Source organism: Sphaerospermopsis sp. FACHB-1194 (assembly GCF_014696235.1).
In the GTDB taxonomy this organism is placed as follows: domain Bacteria; phylum Cyanobacteriota; class Cyanobacteriia; order Cyanobacteriales; family Nostocaceae; genus Sphaerospermopsis; species Sphaerospermopsis kisseleviana.
Genome location: NZ_JACJPU010000067.1, coordinates 1 through 22,415, shown reverse-complemented (window position 1 = coordinate 22,415; position 22,415 = coordinate 1). Strand labels below are relative to the sequence as shown.

21 protein-coding genes and 1 pseudogene are annotated in these 22,415 nt (G+C 37.5%); 17 read left to right on the top strand and 5 right to left on the bottom strand.

All coding sequences use genetic code 11. From position 1 onward, the window contains the following. Positions 1 to 185: 185 nt before the first annotated feature. The 6 genes from H6F45_RS26800 (at position 186) to H6F45_RS24195 (ending at position 7,232) form a co-directional block, all read left to right on the top strand. Complete coding sequence (locus tag H6F45_RS26800; protein ID WP_347237797.1) at positions 186 to 590, top strand: transposase; 405 nt, start codon at positions 186 to 188, stop codon at positions 588 to 590. 12 nt (positions 591 to 602) lie between these two features. After that, positions 603 to 752, top strand: coding sequence for a hypothetical protein (locus H6F45_RS26795; protein ID WP_242027505.1), 150 nt, complete (start codon positions 603 to 605; stop codon positions 750 to 752). Between the two features lie 218 nt (positions 753 to 970). After that, positions 971 to 2,476, top strand: coding sequence for a phospholipid carrier-dependent glycosyltransferase (locus tag H6F45_RS24210; RefSeq protein WP_190348621.1), 1,506 nt, complete (start codon positions 971 to 973; stop codon positions 2,474 to 2,476). A 545-nt stretch (positions 2,477 to 3,021) separates the two neighbouring features. Beyond that, positions 3,022 to 5,358, top strand: a complete 2,337-nt coding sequence (locus H6F45_RS24205) for an ATP-binding protein (RefSeq protein WP_190348622.1) — start codon at positions 3,022 to 3,024, stop codon at positions 5,356 to 5,358. Further along, a complete protein-coding gene (locus H6F45_RS24200; RefSeq protein WP_190348620.1) occupies positions 5,312 to 5,758 on the top strand; it encodes a response regulator in 447 nt (148 codons plus the stop codon). Before H6F45_RS24205 ends, H6F45_RS24200 begins: the two co-directional genes overlap by 47 nt. A 304-nt stretch (positions 5,759 to 6,062) precedes the next feature. Then, positions 6,063 to 7,232 carry a hybrid sensor histidine kinase/response regulator gene (locus H6F45_RS24195; protein WP_190348619.1) on the top strand — a complete coding sequence of 390 codons (1,170 nt, stop codon included), beginning with the start codon at positions 6,063 to 6,065 and terminating at the stop codon, positions 7,230 to 7,232. Here the strand turns inward: H6F45_RS24195 and trmB are convergent. Further along, positions 7,229 to 7,864 carry a tRNA (guanosine(46)-N7)-methyltransferase TrmB gene (gene trmB, locus H6F45_RS24190; protein ID WP_190348618.1) on the bottom strand — a complete coding sequence of 212 codons (636 nt, stop codon included), beginning with the start codon at positions 7,862 to 7,864 and terminating at the stop codon, positions 7,229 to 7,231. The two genes, H6F45_RS24195 and trmB, sit on opposite strands and share 4 nt — an antisense overlap. 173 nt (positions 7,865 to 8,037) lie before the next feature. Between trmB and H6F45_RS24185 the strand changes: the two genes are divergently transcribed. Beyond that, complete coding sequence (locus H6F45_RS24185) at positions 8,038 to 9,168, top strand: metallophosphoesterase (RefSeq protein ID WP_190348617.1); 1,131 nt, start codon at positions 8,038 to 8,040, stop codon at positions 9,166 to 9,168. A 49-nt stretch (positions 9,169 to 9,217) separates the two neighbouring features. Beyond that, a complete protein-coding gene (locus H6F45_RS24180) occupies positions 9,218 to 9,400 on the top strand; it encodes a hypothetical protein (protein WP_190348616.1) in 183 nt (60 codons plus the stop codon). Here H6F45_RS24180 and H6F45_RS24175 read toward each other — a convergent pair. Continuing rightward, on the bottom strand, positions 9,364 to 10,572 hold the full coding sequence (locus tag H6F45_RS24175) for an FIST N-terminal domain-containing protein (protein WP_190348615.1): 1,209 nt from the start codon (positions 10,570 to 10,572) through the stop codon (positions 9,364 to 9,366). The genes H6F45_RS24180 and H6F45_RS24175 overlap by 37 nt on opposite strands. A 345-nt stretch (positions 10,573 to 10,917) precedes the next feature. Here H6F45_RS24175 and H6F45_RS24170 point away from each other — a divergent pair, with 345 nt between their 5' ends. From H6F45_RS24170 to queD, 8 genes are all read left to right on the top strand, one after another. Further along, positions 10,918 to 11,160, top strand: coding sequence for a Calvin cycle protein CP12 (locus H6F45_RS24170; RefSeq protein WP_190348614.1), 243 nt, complete (start codon positions 10,918 to 10,920; stop codon positions 11,158 to 11,160). A gap of 349 nt (positions 11,161 to 11,509) precedes the next feature. Beyond that, positions 11,510 to 12,100: a DUF3177 family protein gene (locus H6F45_RS24165; protein WP_190348613.1), complete on the top strand. Its 591-nt coding sequence runs from the start codon at positions 11,510 to 11,512 to the stop codon at positions 12,098 to 12,100. Between the two features lie 161 nt (positions 12,101 to 12,261). After that, positions 12,262 to 12,561 (top strand): hypothetical protein, encoded by a 300-nt coding sequence (locus tag H6F45_RS24160; protein WP_190348612.1) that lies wholly within the window; start codon positions 12,262 to 12,264, stop codon positions 12,559 to 12,561. Positions 12,562 to 12,802: 241 nt separating this feature from the next. Continuing rightward, the gene (cbiD, locus tag H6F45_RS24155; protein ID WP_096568289.1) at positions 12,803 to 13,918 is read left to right on the top strand and encodes a cobalt-precorrin-5B (C(1))-methyltransferase CbiD; all 1,116 of its coding nucleotides are present in this window, start codon (positions 12,803 to 12,805) and stop codon (positions 13,916 to 13,918) included. Positions 13,919 to 14,254: 336 nt separating this feature from the next. Then, positions 14,255 to 15,877 (top strand): glutamine-hydrolyzing GMP synthase, encoded by a 1,623-nt coding sequence (gene guaA, locus H6F45_RS24150; protein WP_190348611.1) that lies wholly within the window; start codon positions 14,255 to 14,257, stop codon positions 15,875 to 15,877. Positions 15,878 to 16,082: 205 nt separating this feature from the next. After that, positions 16,083 to 16,601 carry a DUF29 family protein gene (locus H6F45_RS24145; RefSeq protein ID WP_190348610.1) on the top strand — a complete coding sequence of 173 codons (519 nt, stop codon included), beginning with the start codon at positions 16,083 to 16,085 and terminating at the stop codon, positions 16,599 to 16,601. A gap of 152 nt (positions 16,602 to 16,753) precedes the next feature. After that, entirely contained in the window at positions 16,754 to 17,044 is a 291-nt protein-coding gene (locus H6F45_RS24140; protein WP_242027486.1) for a DNA methyltransferase, read from the top strand. A 30-nt stretch (positions 17,045 to 17,074) separates the two neighbouring features. Next, on the top strand, positions 17,075 to 17,554 hold the full coding sequence (gene queD, locus H6F45_RS24135; protein ID WP_190348609.1) for a 6-carboxytetrahydropterin synthase QueD: 480 nt from the start codon (positions 17,075 to 17,077) through the stop codon (positions 17,552 to 17,554). Here queD and H6F45_RS24130 read toward each other — a convergent pair. The 3 genes and pseudogenes from H6F45_RS24130 to H6F45_RS24120 form a co-directional block, all read right to left on the bottom strand. After that, the gene (locus H6F45_RS24130) at positions 17,551 to 19,884 is read right to left on the bottom strand and encodes a PAS domain S-box protein (protein ID WP_190348608.1); all 2,334 of its coding nucleotides are present in this window, start codon (positions 19,882 to 19,884) and stop codon (positions 17,551 to 17,553) included. The genes queD and H6F45_RS24130 overlap by 4 nt on opposite strands. Before the next feature lie 5 nt (positions 19,885 to 19,889). After that, positions 19,890 to 20,213: pseudogene (locus H6F45_RS24125) on the bottom strand (response regulator); the annotation flags it as partial. Between the two features lie 316 nt (positions 20,214 to 20,529). Beyond that, positions 20,530 to 21,435 carry a cation diffusion facilitator family transporter gene (locus H6F45_RS24120; protein WP_096568305.1) on the bottom strand — a complete coding sequence of 302 codons (906 nt, stop codon included), beginning with the start codon at positions 21,433 to 21,435 and terminating at the stop codon, positions 20,530 to 20,532. Positions 21,436 to 21,687: 252 nt separating this feature from the next. Here H6F45_RS24120 and H6F45_RS26790 point away from each other — a divergent pair, with 252 nt between their 5' ends. Beyond that, positions 21,688 to 22,038: a hypothetical protein gene (locus tag H6F45_RS26790; protein ID WP_096568307.1), complete on the top strand. Its 351-nt coding sequence runs from the start codon at positions 21,688 to 21,690 to the stop codon at positions 22,036 to 22,038. The last annotated feature ends 377 nt before the right edge of the window (positions 22,039 to 22,415 follow it).

The following is a 22,415-nucleotide window of genomic DNA, read 5'->3' as shown; positions in this document are numbered from 1 at the left end:
AGGCGACTGTTCGAGTTCTGTCATGGAGATTGTTGTGGTGATCCTTGCTACGAAGCGGTCTTTTCTGACCAAGGTTGGGACGGTCTACCACTTCCTCTAACATACCTCTAAGATACAAGGTTGGGTTTACCGTGTGGAAACCCAACAAACCCTTGTAACCCACATTCCGCACCCCTGGTGTCACAATCGGTAATTTCGTATTTTTAAATTCCTTTAAGAATCATATTTATAATCGTGGTAACAATCGTCAAAATATTTTCTTGGAGCGCAAAAATTATATTTATTTTCTCCGATTGCTCAAAGAACATCTTACAAACAATGCAGTAGATATTATTGCTTACTGTTTAATGCCTAATCATTATCATTTGTTGGTATATCTGAGAGATGATATTCTATCTGATACTATGAAATCTCTCTCACTTGCTTACACAAAGGCAATTAATAAAAGGTTTAATCGTTCCGGGGTATTATTTCAGGGACGGTTTCAAAGTATTAATGTTTCACAAACTGAATATCTTTTCCATCTTTGCCGCTATATTCACCTCAATCCAGTCAAAGCAGGAATAGTAGATCAACCAGGAGAATGGTAATTTTCTAGTTATTTGGAATATGCAGAATTGGGACTAGGAAAAATACCCAAAATAGACTACATCAAAATGCACATTGAGGAAGAATCAGCTTACCAACAATTTTTACTAGATTATAATTTACCTAATGGTATTGGATTTAAAAGACTGCTACTTGATGATTAGTTTGGCACTCGGCACAGATCCCTGACTTCTATGATTAATTATTTGTTTAACAGCGAAATCTTTTAAAGAAGTCGGGGATCTTAATCTTCGTTTATACATCAAAATACAATTTAAATATATATGATTTAAATATAATTAAATCATTGCTATACTTGAATTAGCATAGTTTAAGGTTATGGTAAACTAACCATACCAGAAATTTACACATCTAATAGCCAATGACTAAAAAATGGTTTAGAATCTGTACAACAGCAATATTTATCCTATCATTGATCTTACGATTTTGGGGATTAGGAAGATTTAATACCCTCGTATTTGATGAGGTTTATTTTGCCCAATTTGGTAATAATTATCTTACCAACACTCCCTTTTTTAATGCCCATCCTCCCCTGAGTCAATATATCATTGGTTTAGGAATTTGGATTGGTAATCATATTCCCTTTTGGCAAAATCCTGTCAACGGTGCAACAGGTTCTTTATTATCTCCTTGGAGTTATCGGTGGGCAAATGCTTTTACAGGTTCATTAATTCCCTTAATAGTTATTTTCCTCACTTATCAATTAAGTTATCGTCGTGGTTTCGCTTTATTAGCAGGTTTATTTACAGCTTTGGATGGTTTATTTTTGGTAGAATCTCGCTATGCTTTAAGTAATATCTATATAGTGATTTTTGGATTAATCGGACACTGGTTTTTATTATTAGCTTTGGAAAAACAAAATAAACAACGTTGGTTTGCTTTATTCATAGCTGGAATTAGTTTTGGTGCTTCCATTGGGACAAAATGGAACGGTTTATGGTTTCTTGCTGGTGCTTATGGAATGTGGATAGCAGCTTGGATAATTCGTTGGTTGCAATCTTTAGCACCTTCACCACGATCACCTTTATTTTCTTATTTACGCAACTCCTTTTCAGCCAATCATAATCAAATTAAAAATCAAGAAAATACCCCACAAATACCACTGCAAAAAATTACGCAAATCAATATTTTACAAATGGGATTTTTTCTCGGAATTATCCCTATATTAATGTACAGTTTAATTTGGATTCCTCATCTCCAGCTAGACACAAGTTATGGATTTATAGAAGTTCATAAACAAATTTTACAGTTTCATCTTCAGTTAGGTGGTAATGATTCTAGTGTACATCCCTACTGTGCTGCATGGTACAAATGGCCATTAATGACTCGCCCAATGGCTTATTATTATCAAATCACTCAAAGTTTTCAAGATCCCATTCCTGTATTTGGACCACCCTTACCTCCTGGTGCGGGGAAAGTGGTTTATGATGTTCATGCAATGGGTAATCCTTTTTTATGGTGGTTTGGTTTAGCGACAATTATATTTTTAGTAGGAATGTTATTTGTAAAAATCTTACTACCGGGAATACAGCAAAAACGATTATTTATTCCTCAAAATCTAGGCGTTGATACTTGGATTGCTTTATATATTGTTATCAATTACGCTGCTAATTTATTACCTTGGGTAAAGGTAAATCGCTGTGTGTTTATCTACCATTATATGAGTGCAGTGATATTTACATTTATTGCACTTGCTTGGTTTGTTGATCAATGTCTTCGCAGTTATTATAGAGGAATGCGTATACTTGGTCTAACAATCAGCTTCACTATTATAGTTGCTTTTGTTTTTTGGCTACCTATTTATTTAGGTTTACCTCTTTCTGTGGAAGATTATCACCTACGGATGTGGTTTAGAAGTTGGATATAAAAATTAAACGGGGATCTAAAAAGATTTTCCATAGCACACGATCCCTAACTTCTTATTTTGATACTTTCAATCAAATATGATCAATGTTTAGAAGTCGCGGATCTGGAAAGATTTTCAATGGAATCAGAATCAAACCTTTGATATTTTCTTATGATATTTTCTTAATATATCTATATAAAAAGTGGTTACTTAATCACTTTAATTTCACATTTATTATCTGTAGTTAGGATAACTACCTGTTAAACTTTAATCAGTTAAAGATTAGGGTAAATCTACCCAATGACAAAAACCCAATGACAAAAAAGTCAAGAAATGATAAGAGGCAGAAAAAAAATTAACGCAGTAATCACAAAGTCTGAAAACAGCAAATTAGAATTTAACATCTCATTCAGTTTCTTAGCTACATAATCATCTGCAAGTTAGTTGAACAGAAAATTGAAAAGTGCTAAGAGAGTTACATCTGGGTAGGTTAATAAACCTGACAAGTGAAAACATCTATCGCTAACTCTACTCTTGATGCACCTAGATAATAGAGGGGAATCGTGATGGATATCAGCTTACAAGTACAAAGCTTACAAGTACAAAGCTTACAAGTACAAAATGTTTCAGATATTAAGATCAAGAGCTTGAAAGAAGCACCTATTCATCTTTCTAGCCAAATTCAGCCCTATGGTATTCTGTTAATATTAGAAGAACCAGAATTAAATGTATTACAGGTTAGTAATAATACCTTAAATGTTTTCGGCATTTCTCCCGAAAATATGGTGCAGAAGAAATTAGAAGATTTAATCGATCCGTTCCAGTTTGAGAGAATTAAATCTGGGTTATTAGATCAGAATCTAAATTTTATCAATCCTACCAAACTTTGGATTAAGAGAAAAGGTGATGAATACACAGTATTTGATGCTGTATTTCACCGTAATTCTGAAGGATTTTTAATTCTAGAATTAGAACCAGCAATTTCTCAAGAAAATATTCCCTTTTTAAGCTTTTATCATTTAGCTAGAGCATCCATAAATCGCTTAGAAAACACAAAAAACCTCAGAGAATTTTGTCAAATCATTGTTCAAGAAGTGCGAAAAGTCACCGGATTTGATAGAGTCATGCTATATAAATTCGATGATGATGGACATGGTTCAGTTATTGCGGAAGAAAAAATAGACGAGTTAGAATCTTACTTGGGTTTACATTATCCAGAATCAGACATTCCCAAACCAGCGAGAAAATTATTTATTGATAATTCTATCAGGTTAATTCCCGATGCTAATATAGAATCGGTGATAATTTTTCCTGTTGATAATCCTGTTACAAATCGTCCAGTTGATTTAACTAACTCTATTCTCAGAAGTCCCGCACCTTGTCATATAGAATATTTACATAATATGGGGGTTGGTGCTTCTTTGACAATCTCTTTGATTAAAGATCAAAAACTTTGGGGATTGATTGCTTGTCATCATAAAACACCCAAATATGTTTCCTATGAATTGCGGAAAGCTTGCGAATTTTTAGGGAGAGTGATATTTTCTGAAATTTCCGCTAGAGAAGAAACAGAAGATTATGATTATCGCATGAATTTGACCTATATTCAATCACTTTTAGTTGAATATATGTCCCAAGAAGATAACTTTATTGATGGCTTGGTGAAAAACCAGCCGAATCTTTTAGACTTAACCAGTGCCACAGGAGCAGCAGTTTGTTTTGGGGGAAATTACACCCTGATTGGTGAAACTCCCAGAGAAGAAGAACTGAATTTTTTAGTAGAATGGTTAAAGAATAATATAGAAGATGAAGTCTTTTATACGGATTCTTTGGCTAATATTTACCCAGATGCGATTAGTTTTAAAAATGTCGCTAGTGGTTTATTAGCTATTCCTATTTCTCAAAGGAATTATGTATTATGGTTTAGACCGGAGGTGATTCAAACTGTTAATTGGGGTGGAGATCCTAATAAAGCTTATGAAGTTAATCAAACTCAGGGGAATTTACGTTTATGTCCCCGGAAATCATTTGAACTGTGGAAAGAAACAGTTAGATTAACATCCTTACCTTGGCAATATGTAGAAATCAAAGCAGCTTTAGAATTGCGGAAAGCAATAGTAAATATTGTACTACGCCAAGCTGATGAATTAGCACAACTAGCGCATGATTTAGAAAGATCAAATGCGGAATTGAAAAAATTTGCCTATGTTGCTTCCCATGATTTACAAGAACCATTGAATCAAGTAGCCAATTATGTGCAATTATTAGAAATGCGCTATGAAGCTGCTCTGGATGAAGATGCAAAAGAATTTATCAATTTTGCAGTCGAGGGAGTCAGCTTAATGCAAACCTTGATTGATGATGTATTAGCATATTCTAAAGTTGATACTCAAGCGATCGCATTTCAAGTTACAGAAGTAGAAACAGCCTTAGAAAAAGCATTAAGTAACCTCCGCAAACGCATTTCCGAAACCGGCGCAACCATTACCCATGATCCGTTACCCACTGTCATGGCTGATAGTATACAAATAATGCAATTGTTTTTAAACTTGATCGGTAACGCGATTAAATTCCGCAGTCACGAACCACCGGAAATTCATATAGGTGCAGAAAGATTAGAAGATGAATGGTTATTCTCAGTACGCGATAATGGAATAGGCATAGATCCGCAATTTAGCGATCGCATTTTTGTCATCTTTCAACGTCTCCACACCAGGGATGAATACCCCGGTACTGGTATGGGTTTAGCAATTTGTAAAAAAATCATTGAATGTCATCGGGGGCGAATTTGGGTAGAGTCACAACTCGGACAAGGTGCAACCTTCTACTTTACCATTCCAGCAGGAGGACGTGATCGTGAGCGTAGAAACGGAAGAAACACACAAAATAATCTTTTTAGTTGAGGATAACAAAGCCGACATTCGCCTCATCCAAGAAGCATTAAAAACCAGTTCACTACCCCATGAAGTAGTAACAGTTAGGGATGGAATAGACGCAATGGCCTATCTGCGTCAAGAAGGTGAATATGCCGATGCCATACGCCCCGATCTGATTCTTCTTGATTTAAATTTACCCAGAAAAGATGGACGAGAAGTATTAGCAGAAATTAAATCTGACCCCAAATTAAAACGCATTCCTGTGGTAGTGTTAACAACTTCCAAAAACGAAGATGACATTTACCACAGCTACGACTTGCACGTAAACTGTTACATTACCAAATCCCGCAACCTCGCCCAATTATTTCAAATTGTCAAAGGTATTGAGGAATTTTGGTTTGCTACCGCCACTTTACCAACAGAATAATATTGGTGATTGGTGATTGGTGATTGGTGATTGGTGACTGGTGACTGGGTAAAAATAAATTGATAATTCATAATTTGTAATTCAAAAACTTCTGCCTCCTACCTCCTGTACGGGCGAAGTAGGGGCGAAGTAGGGGCGAAGCATTCGGAAAATAACCTGTGATAAAAATTGATAATTTATCGCCCGAATGCTTCGCCCTTACAGGAAAATAACCTGTGATAAAAATTGATAATTTATCGCCCGAATGCTTCGCCCTTACGACTCCTGAACTCCTGACTCCTGAACTCCTGACTCCTGGAAAATAATGACTGCAACTTGCTTGGTAAAAATCTTGTTAATTGAAGACAACTTGGCGGAAGCTAGGTTGTTACAAGAGTTTTTGAAGCAATCCCCATCAAAAGAGTTTAGTTTAGTTCATGTTCAAAGATTACGAGATGCATTTCATGAATTAAGCCAACAAAACTATGACGTAATTTTGTTAGATTTAACCTTACCTGATAGTCAAGGATTATCATCCCTCCCCTTACTAATAAGTCAAGCACCCAGCACACCTATTGTTGTTCTTACTAATATCAATGATGAAGAATTAGCAATAGAAGCTGTGAGACAGGGAGCGCAAGATTATTTAGTCAAAAGACAAGTAAAGCCAGATGTTTTAGTGCGTTCAGTTCAGTATGCGATCGCCAGAAAACAAGTTTTAGAACAATTACGCACAGTCAATCAAACATTAGAAATCACAGTTGAAGAAAGAACTGCTGAACTGGAAAAAGCCCAGGAACTATATCAGTTTAAAACTGAATTTGTTTCTATGCTTTCCCATGACATTCGTAATCCTTTAAATACGATACTTTTAGCTGCGGGATTGCTACAAAACAACGATGAAAAATTAACCCAAGAAAAAAAATTAAATCATCTAAAAATAATTCGTTCTGCTATTAAAAACATGGCACAATTATTGGATGAAGTTTCCTTTATTGGTAAAGCTGATTCTGGCAAATTACAATGTCAACTTTATCCTTTAAATTTAGAAGCTTTTTGTCATCAAATATTAGAAGATACTCATTTAACTGCTTTAGAGAAACGAGTGACTATAGAATTTACCAGTTCTGGTGACTTTAGCTCAACTCTTTGGGATGAAAATTTATTACGGCATATTTTAGGAAATATCCTTAGTAATTCTATTAAATATTCCTACCCTGATAGCAAAGTCAAATTTGAATTAACCAGACAAGAAAAAACAGCAACCTTCAAAATTCAAGATTGGGGAATTGGTATTTCGACAAAAGATCAAAATCAACTATTTATTCCCTTTCATCGTGGTGAAAATGTCAGCGGTATTTCCGGTACAGGTATGGGTTTAGCAATTGTGAAAAAATGTGTGGAAGCGCATGGTGGTGAAATTAAATTTGAAAGTCAAATAGACGTGGGAACAACTTTCACAGTTACTTTACCTGTAATTAAAATTGAAATTTAATGCTTTACAAACATTGCCCGATACACAGGTTCACCTTTATTTTGTGTAGCAATTTCCCTTTCTGTAGGCACAGGAAGCGGGTTTTCTGCTAACCATTTTTCCGTTCCCATTTTCTCAAATGCTGGGTGTTCTTGGAAGCGATCGCACATTTCCACAGCAATAAATTCCTGATCAGATTGCAAAAATACCACCCCACCCACAGCCAAATAATTAGCTAATTCTTGCACTAACTCTGGTTGTACTACTCTCCGTTTAGCATGACGAGTTTTAAACCAAGGATCAGGAAATTGAATTGATACCCGTTGTAAAATTCCTGGTTTTAAAGTAGATAAAATTGGACTCAAAGAATTATTCACATTACAAAATAAATAATGTAAATTTGTTAAACCCAACTCAGAAACTATCCTATTTGCTTCTATAACTAAAGGTTCTCTAATTTCCAAACCCAAAAAATTCCAGTTGGTTTCTACCTGTGCCATTTGAAGTAAAAACCTACCCCTCGCACATCCAATATCTAAATGTAAGGGTTGTTGATACTGTGCATAGATTTTTTCCCATGCTGGGGGATCAGCAGGGGTTTGAAATTTTCTCGCTAGGGGGTTAACGTGCTGACGAACTCGAATCACAGCCATAATAAATACTCCTTTGACTACTTCTGACTACTCCTGTCACTAAAATTTCGCTAATAAAAGTTAAACATACAAATATTAAGTCTGGTTGCTAGTACGTAACTAGACAAGGCAAGAGTTATACTTTTATAAAAAGGGTATATTTACTCTTTCGGCTTTAACATTTTTTTAAATCAATGGATATCAACTTTCGTTTTGCTATAGTTAGTGACTTACACATTGCACTACCCCATACAATTTGGGATCATCCCAGCCGATTTCATTTAGTGGAAGTCAGTATTCCCGCCTTTGAAAGTGTACTAGAACATTTAACACAACTTGATTTAGATTTTCTTCTGATTCCCGGAGACTTAACCCAACACGGTGAACCAGAAAATCATGCGTGGTTAGCAAACAGACTTGCTCAACTACCTTTTCCGGTTTATGTTGTTCCTGGTAATCATGATGTTCCCGTATTATCAGCAAACGAGCAATCAATTGGTTTTGCAGATTTTCCCCATTATTACCGCAAGTTTGGTTATGAAAACCCACACCAACCTTACTACAATTGTCAAATATTGCCCGGAGTGCGGCTAATAGGTTTAAATTCTAACACCTTTGATGAGGATGGTAAACAAATAGGGCGTTTAGATCAACAGCAGTTTCAGTGGTTAGAAACAGAACTAGCAAAAATTAACAATGATTTAGCTTTGGTGATGGTGCATCACAACGTTGTGGAACATTTGCCAGATCAATCAAATCATCCAATGGCAAATCGTTATATGTTGGAAAATGCTCCAGAACTTATAAAATTACTGCGTAAACATGGAGTGAGATTAGTTTTTACCGGACATTTGCACGTTCAAGATGTAGTTTGTGGTGATGGAGTCTATGATATTACCACTGGTTCATTGGTTAGTTATCCCCATCCTTACCGTGTTTTAGAATTTGAACGAGATCATCTAGGTAAAGAATGGTTACAAATAGTTTCTCATCGCGTGGAATCAGTACCAGATTTTCCTAACTTGCAAGAATCATCAAAACAATGGATGGGCGATCGCTCTTTCCCTTTTTTAATCAAATTACTAACTTTACCTCCCTTAAATCTACCATTAATCCAAGCACAGCAACTAGCCCCAGATTTACGAGATTTTTGGGCAACTATCGCCGATGGGGATGCAGTAATAGACTATCCCAACTTTCCTTTAGAAGTCCGTCGTTACATTCAAAAATATAGTGCAGTTACTCACACTGGACATCCCAGCCCCATAGATAATAACAGTAAGCTATTGCTTGGGAATTGGGAATTGGGAATTGGGAATTGGTAATTGGGAATTGGTAATTGGGAATTGGGAATTGGTAATTGGTAATTGGTAATTGGTAATATTTAAAAATCTTCCCCAGTCACCAGTCACCAGTCACCAGTCACCAGTCACCAGTCACCAGTCACCAGTCACCAGTCACCAGTCACCAGTCACCAGTCACCAGTCACCAGTCACCAGTCACCAGTCACCAGTCACCAGTCACCTTCTTCTACAAATTGCAAAAACTGAAGTATAACCGTGGAGGAAAGTTCTACCACTCACAGGACCAATTTCACCACTACAGAAACAACCACCCATAGGAATGTCATGGAAATAACTACTAAATAACTGGGAATCAAAATTGGGTTTTCCGTAAAGTCCTGTACCACGTCCCACACAACTAAACATTAACGCCCCTAAAGCAGAGGATGAATTGCTATTTTCAGCTTGATATTCTTGCAAGAGAAATTCTAATTCTTCAGCAGAGGCTTGAGCATCCCGCAAATGAAATTGTAACCTTTGACCAGGACGGACACGATCGCCAATAGCGATCGCCCCTGCGGCTGGATCTACTCCTAGTAAGTTGCGAATGAGAAAATCACCTTGCTTTAAAGAAAGCTTAAATTCATTCATTGCCAACCCCACAAACAAAGAATGCTGCGCCAGCATTTTTTCCTTATCACTGAGGCGATCAATTAAATTTCGCAACACCGTCAAAGGAACTTGTTCATCCAACTCCAAAATAATATTGCGTTCAGCTTTAGTCACCTGTAATGGTTCACCAATAGGACGGCATCCTTGAGCGACAACACTTTTCAGCACAATATCACCACTCAAAGCCACACCCACAGTACCCTGACGATATAAGCGATCATTGCAAAATAAGCCGATGCGATCGCTGCCAAAACCTCCGCCGACCTGTCCCCCCACAACCACCGAACCAGGGTAAGCAAAATCCAAGCCCTGCAACAAATCATTAGTTCCTGAAGAAAAAGCACTAGACAACAAAATAAACTGGGGTACAGATGATGGTGGCACACCCACTAAATCAATCCAAGCATTTGGTGAGCTATCCAAATCAGGCAACTGATCACCCAAAATATGAAAAGCGCGAACATCGACACCAGGAAGATGCGCCAACGTCAAACTAATCGCCGCTTCCCCTTCTATTTCCTGAATTTGGTTTTCTGAGTTCGTCCCCACCACACCCGCAGCACCACAACCAATCAGCACTGGTACAGACAGCTTTTCTGCCAGCAATGGTAGAAGTCGGGAATACTCACTCGCAAAAGCAGACGAAATGAATACCAGCCCCAGATCCGCAGGTGCTGTTAAAGATGAAACAGCTTGTTCTACCACATCTGAAACAGCTGCTTCCAAAGAATGACGGGTTGATAGGGCATTTGCCCACTGCATTTGGTCTGCCATGATTGCTGGACTTGTTTTTGTGTTGAGGCTAGTAGTTTGTGTTATCCAGGGAGATATTGCATCTTATCAGAATTGACAAGCTGAATGGGGCGTTTACTCCTATATTCATTTAAATATTAAATATATTGTATGCTTCTTTTTCGGTAGTTATACCCTGCCAAATCTTAAAACATTAAGAGAAATCCGGGTATAGTTGTGGTAATTTGCTGTATTAGTAAGCGATAATCACCATCGCAGTCTAACTGAGCAACTAAGTGGTTAGAATAGTAAGCGAACATTAAAGCAAAAACCGCAATTTTGGATTTTCTCTACTTAGTATAAACAAAACCCAGCGAGATTAACGCAATGACAAACACTCAAGAAACAACCAACACCATTCAAGAAAAAATTCAAGCTGAAGTTGAACAAGCTCGTGTTGTCTGTGATATTTCCGGCAGCAACTCCGCAGAATGTGCTGCTGCTTGGGATGCAGTCGAAGAATTGCAAGCGGAAGCTGCTCACCAGCGTCAAACCAAACCTAAAAACTCTTTAGAGCAATACTGTGATGCTAATCCAGAAGCAGATGAGTGTCGGCTTTACGAGGACTAGAGATTTAGCTAATCACTCTTAACTAAGGCAGGAGGCAGGAGGCCGTTATTGTCATGGGGTTTATACCCCCCTCCAAAAACTTTTCTCCTTCAATAGCATTAGCGTAGCCGCACGAAGTCCGGTTTTAGACCCGATTGTTTTGATCATCTCTCAAATCACTGGTCATAAACCTGATCAGGAGACAAATCAAGTCAAAAGTCAAAAGTAAAAAGTCAAAATTACAAAACTTCTGTCTTTTGCCTTTTGCTTGTTGCCTCCTTTAGCGAAGGTAGGAGGCAGAATACTGATAGCTGACGGCTGAATGCTTACAAAAACAACCTTAATTCTACGGTATTAACTAATAAAAACTATGCCACAACTTTGGTTTCGCTCCTATGTCTGGATGGATTATAGATTAGCATTATTATTTAGCTTAATTATTCCCCTGATTCTTCTGATTTGGGCATTTGTACAAAAAGCAGATGGTATACAACGCTTGCTAATAATTTACTGGCGGGTTGCCAGTTTATTGGCCATCACAGTTTACTTAATGATTGGTGGGTTGGCAGTCAGTTTTATCACTGGTTTAATGGCTCGTATTCTCATTCCCATTTCTCTTTGGTTTTGGGTTGATATCAACGATGAAATTGAGTATCAACCGAAAAGTATTTTGAAATTAATTTTCACATCTTGGCGTTGGGCAATGACGATTTATTCCCTGTTAGGTGTAATTAGTTTTGCACCTTTCTTAAGTTGTGCTTTTTCAGAAAATGCCCTCAAATCTAACTACTGTAGAGTTTGGTTAGAAGCACCATTAATGTTTAAAGATTATTTCCATTATAATAGCAAACCAGCTTTTCTTGGGTTTTTGGGCATAATTGGCTTAGTAATTTATGTAGTTTATCTCAGCTATTTTGTATTAGTAAAACTAGGTAAACATGGCAGAAACTCCACACAGTAGTAACATATTAAATAAGGCAGAGGCAGGAAGCTTAGTTGAGGGGGATTTATACCCCGATACCAAAACTTTTCCCCTGAAAAGGCTAGGTTTTCAACCCGATTGTTTCGTATAAAAAAAATAAATAATGCAAATACTCAATTAACTTGTAAAATATCCTTTTGATGAATAATTCCATTGGTAAAAGACTAGAACAATACACCGTCAAACGACCTCAAGAAGTTCTATTAGTAACCATCAATATTGCTGATGAACAAGATAAAATTGCTGTTTTCAAGGGATTTTCTAGTTCTTTGATGCGTCCCACAGCTTTTGATCCAGATGTACCGATATTACCAGATGATGCCATAATTGTAGCTATTGACCGCATAGCCAGTCCTTATAATCCTGAATCTCCCCGTTATATTCAACAAGGTATTTCTTGGGAAGCTATGAAAGCTTTATTGTTAGAAGTAGGTGTTTAGTTTAGGTGACAGGTGACAGGTGACAGGTGACAGGTGACAGCAGGTGGGGAGATGGGGAGATGGAGAAGTCAGGGGGAACAGGGGAAGTAAATAACCTAATCAACTATCAACTATCAACTATCAACTATCAAATATCAACTGTCAACTATCAACTATCAACTGTCAACTATCAACTATCAACTGTCAACTATCAACTATCAATTATCAACTATCAACTATCAATTATCAATTATCAATTATCATGTCCCGTTCTGGTTACACTCTCCCCGTTTTTGCTGGTGCTGCTGCTATTGCGGCTTTACATTGGTTGCGTCATCGTCAACCATTAAATGTAATTAATATTGATTTAATTACACCTGCTGAAATAGCAGAAATACCAATTGAGCAAGTAGCGGGAATATCGGAAAATGCAGCTTTAGCTATTACTCGCAGTGATCCGGGTGATAATCTAGACTTGACAAAAAATACACCAATTTGGGCAACAGTAGAATGGTATCACGGAGAAGGTGAAAGTGTTGTTATTAAAGGTGGAGAAGGAGTTGGCAAGCAAATTAATGGTGAACAAAAAGCTGCAATTTATACTTATGCTCAAAAGTTGTTAACGGAAAACTTGCAGCGACTTTTAGCACCAGGGGAAAAAATCATCGTCACAATTATTTTACCAGAAGGGCGATCGCTGGCAGTGAGAACTTCTAACGCTGCTTTTGGAGTAGTTGAAGGACTATCTTTATTAGGAACAAGCGGTATTTCCCAACCTTTAAGCACACCAGATCAACTAACAGCTTTTCGCAGTGATTTACAAAACAAAGCTAGTGAGTTTCAAAGCTTAGTTTTTTGTATTGGCGAAAATGGCTTAGACTTAGCGCAAAAACAGGGAATAAACCCGCAACAACTGGTAAAAACCGCCAACTGGTTAGGACCTTTATTAGTAGAAGCAAATCTTTTAGGAGTCCAAGAAATCTTATTATTTGGTTATCATGGAAAATTAATGAAACTAGCAGGGGGAATTTTTCACACCCATCACCACCTGGCAGATGGCCGACGGGAAATTTTAGCTGCCCATTGTGCTATCTTGGGTTTACCATCTGCCGAAGTAGAGGTAGTATTTCACAGTCCCACCGCAGAAGCAGCTTTAAAACATCTCCGAGACTTAGATAGCAAAACTGCTAGTAATTGGACTGATCAAGTTTATGGCAGCATTGCCGAAACCATTGATACTCGCTCTCAAGAATATATCAAAAGTCATCTTGACCAAGATATTAACACCACAGTATGCGGTTCTGTGCTTTTCGACCGCAACCGAGAAATTATCATCAAGAGTAAAACTGGTTGTGTCTTAATGGAAAAATTATGTTAACTTAATATGAATAATCATAAATAAAGCAAATAAATAATTTTTTGTATACCTACTCCAGAGTGATTTTTCGCGGTTAATAATAAGCCAAATTTATCGGCTCAATAGGTGCGGCCATAGTCGTATCTATATACAGTAATATATCAGTATAATGTAGTACACATTTTCATAATATTTACTTATGTGGGTTGGATATCCTTACCCAACCTTGTGTACCTCATCAACATGAAATTTGCTGTATTTAGGTTTCTCGACCATTATTAGCCTAAAAAGCTATTAGCCCAAAAAGCCGGAAATGGTAACTGACGTTTTTACTATCAAAGACACACTCTCACCATCATGAATACAGCGGTGACTCTACCAACCGAAGCAGCACCCCAAACTCAGGAAAATTTGGGGCAGTTAAATCGCCAAATGATTGTTATTCTAGACTTTGGTTCTCAATATTCAGAACTAATCGCTAGACGTATCCGCGAGACTCAAGTATATTCTGAAGTGCTATCCTATCGCACCACAGCAGAACATTTACAGAAACTCAACCCCAAAGGGATAATTTTATCTGGTGGTCCCAATTCAGTTTATAGCGAAAACGCGCCCCATTGTGATCCAGAAATTTGGAAATTAGGCATCCCCATCTTAGGTGTATGCTATGGGATGCAGTTGATGGTTAACCAACTGGGAGGAGAAGTCACCAAAGCGGATCGGGGTGAATATGGTAAAGCATCATTATATATAGATGATCCCACGGACTTGTTAACCAACGTCGAAGATGGTACAACCATGTGGATGAGTCATGGTGACTCAGTGACAAAAATGCCACCAGGGTTTGAATTATTAGCACATACAGAAAATACTCCCTGTGCGGCTATTGCTGACCATGATAAAAAATTTTATGGTGTACAGTTTCATCCTGAAGTAGTACATTCCCTGGGTGGTTTAGCATTAATTCGTAACTTTGTTTACCACATCTGCGACTGTGAACCTACTTGGACGACTGCGGCTTTTGTAGAAGAAGCAATTCGGGAAATTCGCGCTAGAGTGGGAGATAAACGGGTATTATTAGCACTTTCTGGCGGTGTAGATTCTTCTACTTTGGCATTTTTGCTACATAAAGCTATAGGTGATCAATTAACCTGTGTGTTTATTGATCAAGGCTTTATGCGGAAATTAGAACCAGAAAGATTGATAAAATTGTTTGAAGAACAGTTTCATATTCACGTAGAGTATGTCAATGCACGCGATCGCTTTATTTCTGCTATTGCAGGTATTACCGATCCAGAAGAAAAACGCCGTATTATCGGTCATGAATTTATTCGCGTTTTTGAGGAAACATCCAAAAAGCTTGGTCACTTTGACTATTTAGCACAGGGTACACTTTACCCAGACGTGATTGAATCTGCTGACACTAACGTTGACCCGAAAACCGGTGAACGAGTAGCAGTGAAAATTAAGAGTCATCACAACGTTGGTGGTTTACCCAAAGACTTGAGATTTAAACTTGTTGAACCTTTGCGGAAACTCTTTAAAGATGAAGTTCGTAAAGTAGGCCGTTCCATTGGTTTACCAGAAGAAATTGTTCAAAGACAACCTTTCCCCGGTCCTGGTTTAGCGATTCGGATTTTAGGCGAAGTGACAGCCGAAAGGTTAAATATTTTACGTGATGCTGATTTAATTGTCCGTCAAGAAATCAACCAAAGAGGCTTATATCACGACTATTGGCAAGCCTTCGCCGTATTATTACCTATTCGTAGTGTGGGCGTAATGGGTGATAAAAGAACCTATGCTTACCCCATAGTTTTACGGATAGTCACCAGTGAAGATGGAATGACAGCAGACTGGGCGCGTGTACCTTATGATGTGTTAGAGGCAATTTCTACCAGGATCGTTAATGAAGTGAAAGGTGTTAACCGTGTGGTGTTTGATATCACCTCCAAACCACCTGGAACTATAGAATGGGAATAGGTGACAGTTGACAGGTGACAGGGGAAGAAAATTTTAGATTTTAGATTTTACATTTTAGATTGGAGTTAACAAAAACAATCCAAAATCCAAAATCCAAAATCCAAAATACATAACTCCTGCCTCCTGCTATAATATAAGAAACTTGGTAATATTAAATCTAGTGAAAATGAAATTATCAAGAATGTAAATTGAGGCTAGTATAAATATGACACAAGAATTAATAGACCTCAGAAATAGTATTTTAGAACAGCGTTATACAGATGCGTTAGCTATAGTAGACGAATTAGAGGGAATGAGTAGACAAGCAATTTTTAGGAATATCCAATCATTCCTAGTAAGATTAATAATTCATTTGATTAAAAATCAAATAGAAAAACGCTTAACTAATTCTTGGGCAAATTCAATTCGTGGTTCAGTTAGAGAAATAAAAAAAATAAATTTACAGGATAATAAAACCTCCTATTATGTGAAAATAGATGAATGGCAACCAATCTTAGAAGATGAATTTGAAGAAGCCATTAGAGATGCCAGTGAAGAAGTAATAAATGGTATTTACAGCCCCTTTCAACTGACAGAAATGGTAAATAAAGAACAAATAATTGAACAAGCAGAAAATTTATTAAGACTCACTTATAATTACTCAGTTAAAGAGTTGCCAGCAGTCATTGATAATTATTTAACTCAATTACCAGGTGGTGAAAATTGGAAATTAGGAAAAAAATAAAATTAACTCTCTTACCTTTGCGTTCTTTGCGGTTTAATCATATCAAGACCTGATAGAACTTGAAGAATATTTGATTAACTATTTCCTACCTCTTAAAAAATACTTTTTCAGCAACCCCTAATTATGTATGATTTCATGTATGATTCAATCTTATGAACGTTCCTGGGAATGTTTGGTATTTTTCTCATGTGAGATATAAAATGAAAGAATATGAAAATCATCCTTCACAAAAACCAGAATCATTAATAGAAAGAATGATGTTAGCAAGTAGTAATGAAGGAGATTTAATACTTGATCCCTTTGCGGGAACTTTTACAACTGCTGCTTTAGCTAAACGTTTAGGAAGAAAATCTATTAGTATTGAACTGCAAGAAGAATATTTAAAAATTGGTTTAAGACGAGTTTTAGCATGGACAGAATATCAAGGAGAAAAACTTTTATAAAACCAAAAAAATCAAATATACAGGAGTAGAATGGCTAATAATCAATGGTTAATAGGTAAAGAATTTCGCTTTGAGGCAGCACATAAGTTACCTTACCATGACGGCAAATGCGCCCGGTTGCATGGACATAGTTGGCGTGGAGTCGTTTATATATCTGCTAATACCTTAGTGCAAGAAGGTGCTAAACAAGGAATGGTGATGGACTATTCAGATCTTAAAAAATATCTCCAACCCTTACTAGATAATTATTTAGATCATTATTATTTAAATGAATCTACGGGTTTGGAATCACCAACCAGTGAAGCAATTGCGGCTTGGATATATGAGAAATTAGAGGAAGCGGGATTACCAGGATTAACAGCAGTGAGAATTGATGAAACTTGTACATCTATCTGTTTGTATTCTAAAAATCGCAGATCAGGCTGGTTAAATTCTGGTGAAAGTTTGAATTTACTGCTGTCTCGTGAAAGTGATGATGACGGTGATGTTAATTTAACAACCATCATTTAACTAGAAATTGGCAATTTAATGGTGAAAGTAGCGCCCTTATCCACACCAGGACTAGAGGCTTCAATTGTACCTCCGTGTAATTCTACTAAATGACGAGCGATCGCTAAACCTAGTCCTAAACCGCCTTTTTTATGATTGCGTTCACCTATGGTGGAGGATAGCCCATCGCATTGATGATAGCGTTCAAATACGAAGGGTAAAAACTCTGGACTAATACCAATTCCTGTATCACTAACCGTAATTTGAGTATATTTGAGTTTTGTAACTTGATCGTCAACCAGTGACAGTTTCACTTTCACCCTTCCCCCGGAAGGAGTGAATTTAATAGCATTGGCAATTAAATTACCCAAAACTTGCAGTAAGCGGTGAGCATCTCCCCTAATAGGTGGAATTGACTCAGCAATTACTGATTCTAGGAAAATATTTTCAGCTTTTGCAGTTGGATAAGCAGTTTCTATAGCTGTATTCACAATAGACACCAGATTAACTTGACTGACTTCAAGCTGTAGCTTGCCCCGTAGGATGCGGGAAATATTCAGCAAGTCTTCCAAAAGTTTGGCTTGGGAGTGAGCATTTCGTTCAATAATTTCTAAGGCACGATTGATAGTATGTGTATCTAAAGGCCGAGTTCGCAGTAAGTTTGCCCAACCTAAAATTGCATTGAGTGGCGATCGCAAATCATGGGATACCATCGCCACAAAGTCATCTTTTGCTTGGTTCGCTTGTTCAGCTTCCAGACGGGCAGCTTTTTCCATTTCTAAAAGCCGGATCCTTTCTGCCTCCAACTGCTTGCTATCTTCAATATCTGTACTCGTACCAAACCACTTGACAACCCTTCCCCACTCATCCTTAATGGGTACTGCTCTCACTAAATACCAGCGATAAACGCCATCATATCTTCTCAAACGCTTTTCAAATTCATAAGGTTTCCCTGTCTGTAAAGCTGTTAACCATGCTTCCATCACAATGGGAATATCATCTGGATGCACTATTTTAGTCCAGCCAGATCCTATCACTTGCTCAAGGGTTTGTCCTGTAAAATCTAGCCACCTTTGATTGACATGAACGCATTCACCCTGAGTATTCGCTATCCACACCAATTGAGGTATGGCATCAGATAAGTAACGGTATGATTGTTCACTTTGGCGCAATGCCTCTTCAGTTTGTTTGTGTTGCGTTAAATCCAGAACAAAGCAGACACTATAGCCATTTTTTTCACCTTCTATCAAGGCAATTGCTAATAGCACTGGTATACGAGAACCATTTTTGTGAAAATACTGTTTTTCAAAGGGAGTGCAAATTCCCAAAGTTTGTAGTTCTTGAATTTTTTGTTGGTCTAGATTTTTGTATTCTGAAGGTGTCATCATATCCCAACGAATACTGCCATTTGCAAATTCTTCACGGGTGTAGCCCAATATTTTCAGAAAGGCATCATTAGCTTCATAAATTTGCCCACCGATGTCACCAAAATAGATACCAACTATATTAGATTCGACAATTCTGCGGAATTGGGCTTCACTTTGCCGCAACCGTTCCTCTGCTTGTTTTTTTTCAGTGACATCTCGCCAAGAAACCACACAGCCATCTTTCATTTTGGCAATACGAAAATCAAAATATCTAGCTAATTGCTTCTGGCTATGACTGTATATAAATTGTTGGGATTCTTTCATTACAGGATTGCCTGTTTCTATAACTCGGCAATATTCATTAAATATACCGCTAGTTCGATAAGCAGGGAGTATTTCACACAGTCTTTTATCTATTATTTCTTCTTTTGTGAGTCTGTGACATTCACAAGCTGCTGCATTTACATAATCAATGCGGAAATCAATTATTTCACCGTTTTGGTTGCGAATGGCCGAATAAATGCCAAAGCAATCGAGCATATTTTCTACAGAAGTACGAAAACGCTCCTCACTGCGTTGTAATTCCTGACTTAAATTAACGTTTTTAATAGCTGAATTGACGGTTGAACATAAGAGTTCTGCTGTTGTTTTACCTTTGACTAAATAATCTTGAACACCACTTTTTATAGCTTGCACAGCAACCGCTTCATTGCCATACCCTGTTAACATAATTACTGCTGGTATATTGCCCTGAGTTTGCTGTTTTAATTCCGTGATAAATTCTAATCCATTTAAGTCGGGTAACAAAAAATCTAATAAAATTCCATCAGGTTGAAACTGCCGACATAAAGCTAATGCTTCCTGTCCCAATTCTTCTTCAAAAATTGTGTAGATATATTCCTGATCCTGCTGGAGATAACGACGATAAACTTGGCGATCTTCAGGGGAATCATCAACAATTAAAACAGTTCGTGGTTGCACCATAGTTATTAGTTAAAAGTCTCAGGAAGAATGACAATATCTAGCCAATAGGTTAAAAAAACTTGAATAGTTTTGATTAGTCTTTTGATATCTATAGGTTTCAAGATATAACTAGCAACTGAGTATTGGTAACATATATCAATATCCTTGGGATTAGAAGACGTGGTGAATATAACGACAGGAATTTTTTTTAAATTTTCATCCTGTTTAATTTGTTGTAAAACTTCTCTACCATCAGTTCCTGGTAAATTCAGATCCAGTAAAATAATTGCTGGATGGGGATAAGTTTGGATGTCACCATATATGCCATTATGATATAGGTAATCGAGGGCAGTAAATTACTAATGAGATGATTACTAATGATATTGTTCTGATTTATTTGATTCATAATTTATGATTATACTTACTGATAATTATGGAAAATCAATGTATAAATTATCTACACACACAGGACGTAATAAAATACATTGGTAGAGAATTTAGAAATTTATTTTTTTACACAATTTTTTACAATCTTTGTTTATGGAAAATCTATTGAACCATATTAATATTATACCGAATCAAGGCAAAAATTTTGTGTTTTTGGAGCAGGGTTTAAATCTCCGTACAATAAGCCTCCTGCCTTCTGCCTCCTGCCCCCTGCCTTCGTTAAGTTGCTCCATTTTCAAAGGTAATACTTTCAGATTTGTATGCTGGTGGCTCAACATGAATTAAAATTCTCACTGGACTAAAGCGTTGTTGTAGTTGACTTTCTACTTCTTCGGTAATATTATGAGCAGTTTCTACATCTGGTGCATCTACTATTAAGTGCATTTCTATAAAAACTTGACGACCCAAAACACCACGAGAAGCGATATCATGGCAATTAATTACTCCAGGAACAGAAATTGCGATCGCATGAATAGCTTCAGGTGCGATCGCTATCTGATCCACCAACCAAGGTAAATTCTCTTTTAAAACTGACCATCCACTCCAAAATACTAACAAAGCTACGGGAAAAGCTAACACCACATCTAACCATTGAAAATTTAACCACCAAATTCCTATTAACCCCCCCAACACAGAAATAGTCACCCACACATCACTCATGGTATGTGTAGCATCAGCAATTAAAATTGAACTACCTACCCGCCTACCAACATTACGTTCATAGAACGCCACAAATATATTTACTCCTAATACAATTAGCAATAACCACAACTCAGAACCCGATATTTTCACAGTTGAACCACCTTTAATAATTCTCTCAATAGCTCCTTGGAGAATTTCAAAACAAGCTATACCTAAAAACGCCGCTATTCCTAAAGCTCCCACAGCTTCAAATTTATGATGTCCGTAGGGATGCTCTCGATCTGGACGGGGGGAAGAAAATTTACTAGCAACTAATCCTAAAACATTATTGGCGCTATCTGTCACACTATGCAATGCGTCAGCCAACAAACTCAGAGAACCTGTTGAGTACCCCACAAATGCTTTGAGTCCCATTACGAATAAATTGAGGAGCAGAGTAATAATTAAAACTTTTTTAACTTCCGCACGGTTATCGTAAGTCATAGCACATTGATCATATCACGATCTATAATTTCTATTTTAAGACCTAAAGCAAAAATAAACACAAATAAAATGTATCAAAGTCTTACGCAGTAACGAATATTCTTCTCCATAAACTCTCAATTTTTCGCCCAATTATTGAGATTAATTTTAAATAAAGTCAGCTAAAATCCCATACCCATAGAAAAATTGTCAATTGTCAATTTTCAATTGATAATATATGTAATTACTAAGAAGTTTTAATCAAAAAGCCCTATGTCTTCTACCCCTTTAACATTAAATCTAGGAGATGGTTCTATATCTTTCAGTTTCTCACCCGCAGCAGCAAGAGAATTAAAAGCAGCAATAGATCAATTAATGCTCAGTCTCAAAGCTGTTGCAGCTAAACCTACACCTGGTAGTAAAGTTACTCCCCAACCTCCTTTAGAGTATCGCTACACAGGAGAGGTATTTTTAGAAGTTTTTTGTAATCCCAATATCTGGCCTACTCCCTTTGCAGCAAAAGTGCTGTTAACAGTTCGTAATGTTGGTATTCGCTTAACCACAGAAGCTGAACTCACTCGCATGATTGAGGATATTAACCAGTATTTAGAACAGGTGGGATAGGTGATTGGGGACTGGTGACTGGTGACTGGTGACTGGGGACTGGTGACTGGGGACTGGTGACTGGTGACTGGTGACTGGGGACTGGTGACTGGGGACTGGGGACTGGGGACTGGTGACTGGGGACTGGTGACTGGGGACTGGTGACTGGTGACTGGTGACTGGGGACTGGTGACTGGTGACTGGGGACTGGTGACTAGGGAGAAATATTTACCTTCTGACTCCTGACTCCTTGATCTCCTGACTCCTTGATCTCCTGACTCCTGACTCCTGACTCCTGACTCCTGACTCCTGACTCCTGACTCCTGACTCCTGACTCCTGACTCCTGACTCCTGACTCCTGACTCCTGACTCCTGACTCCTGACTCCTTGATCTCCTG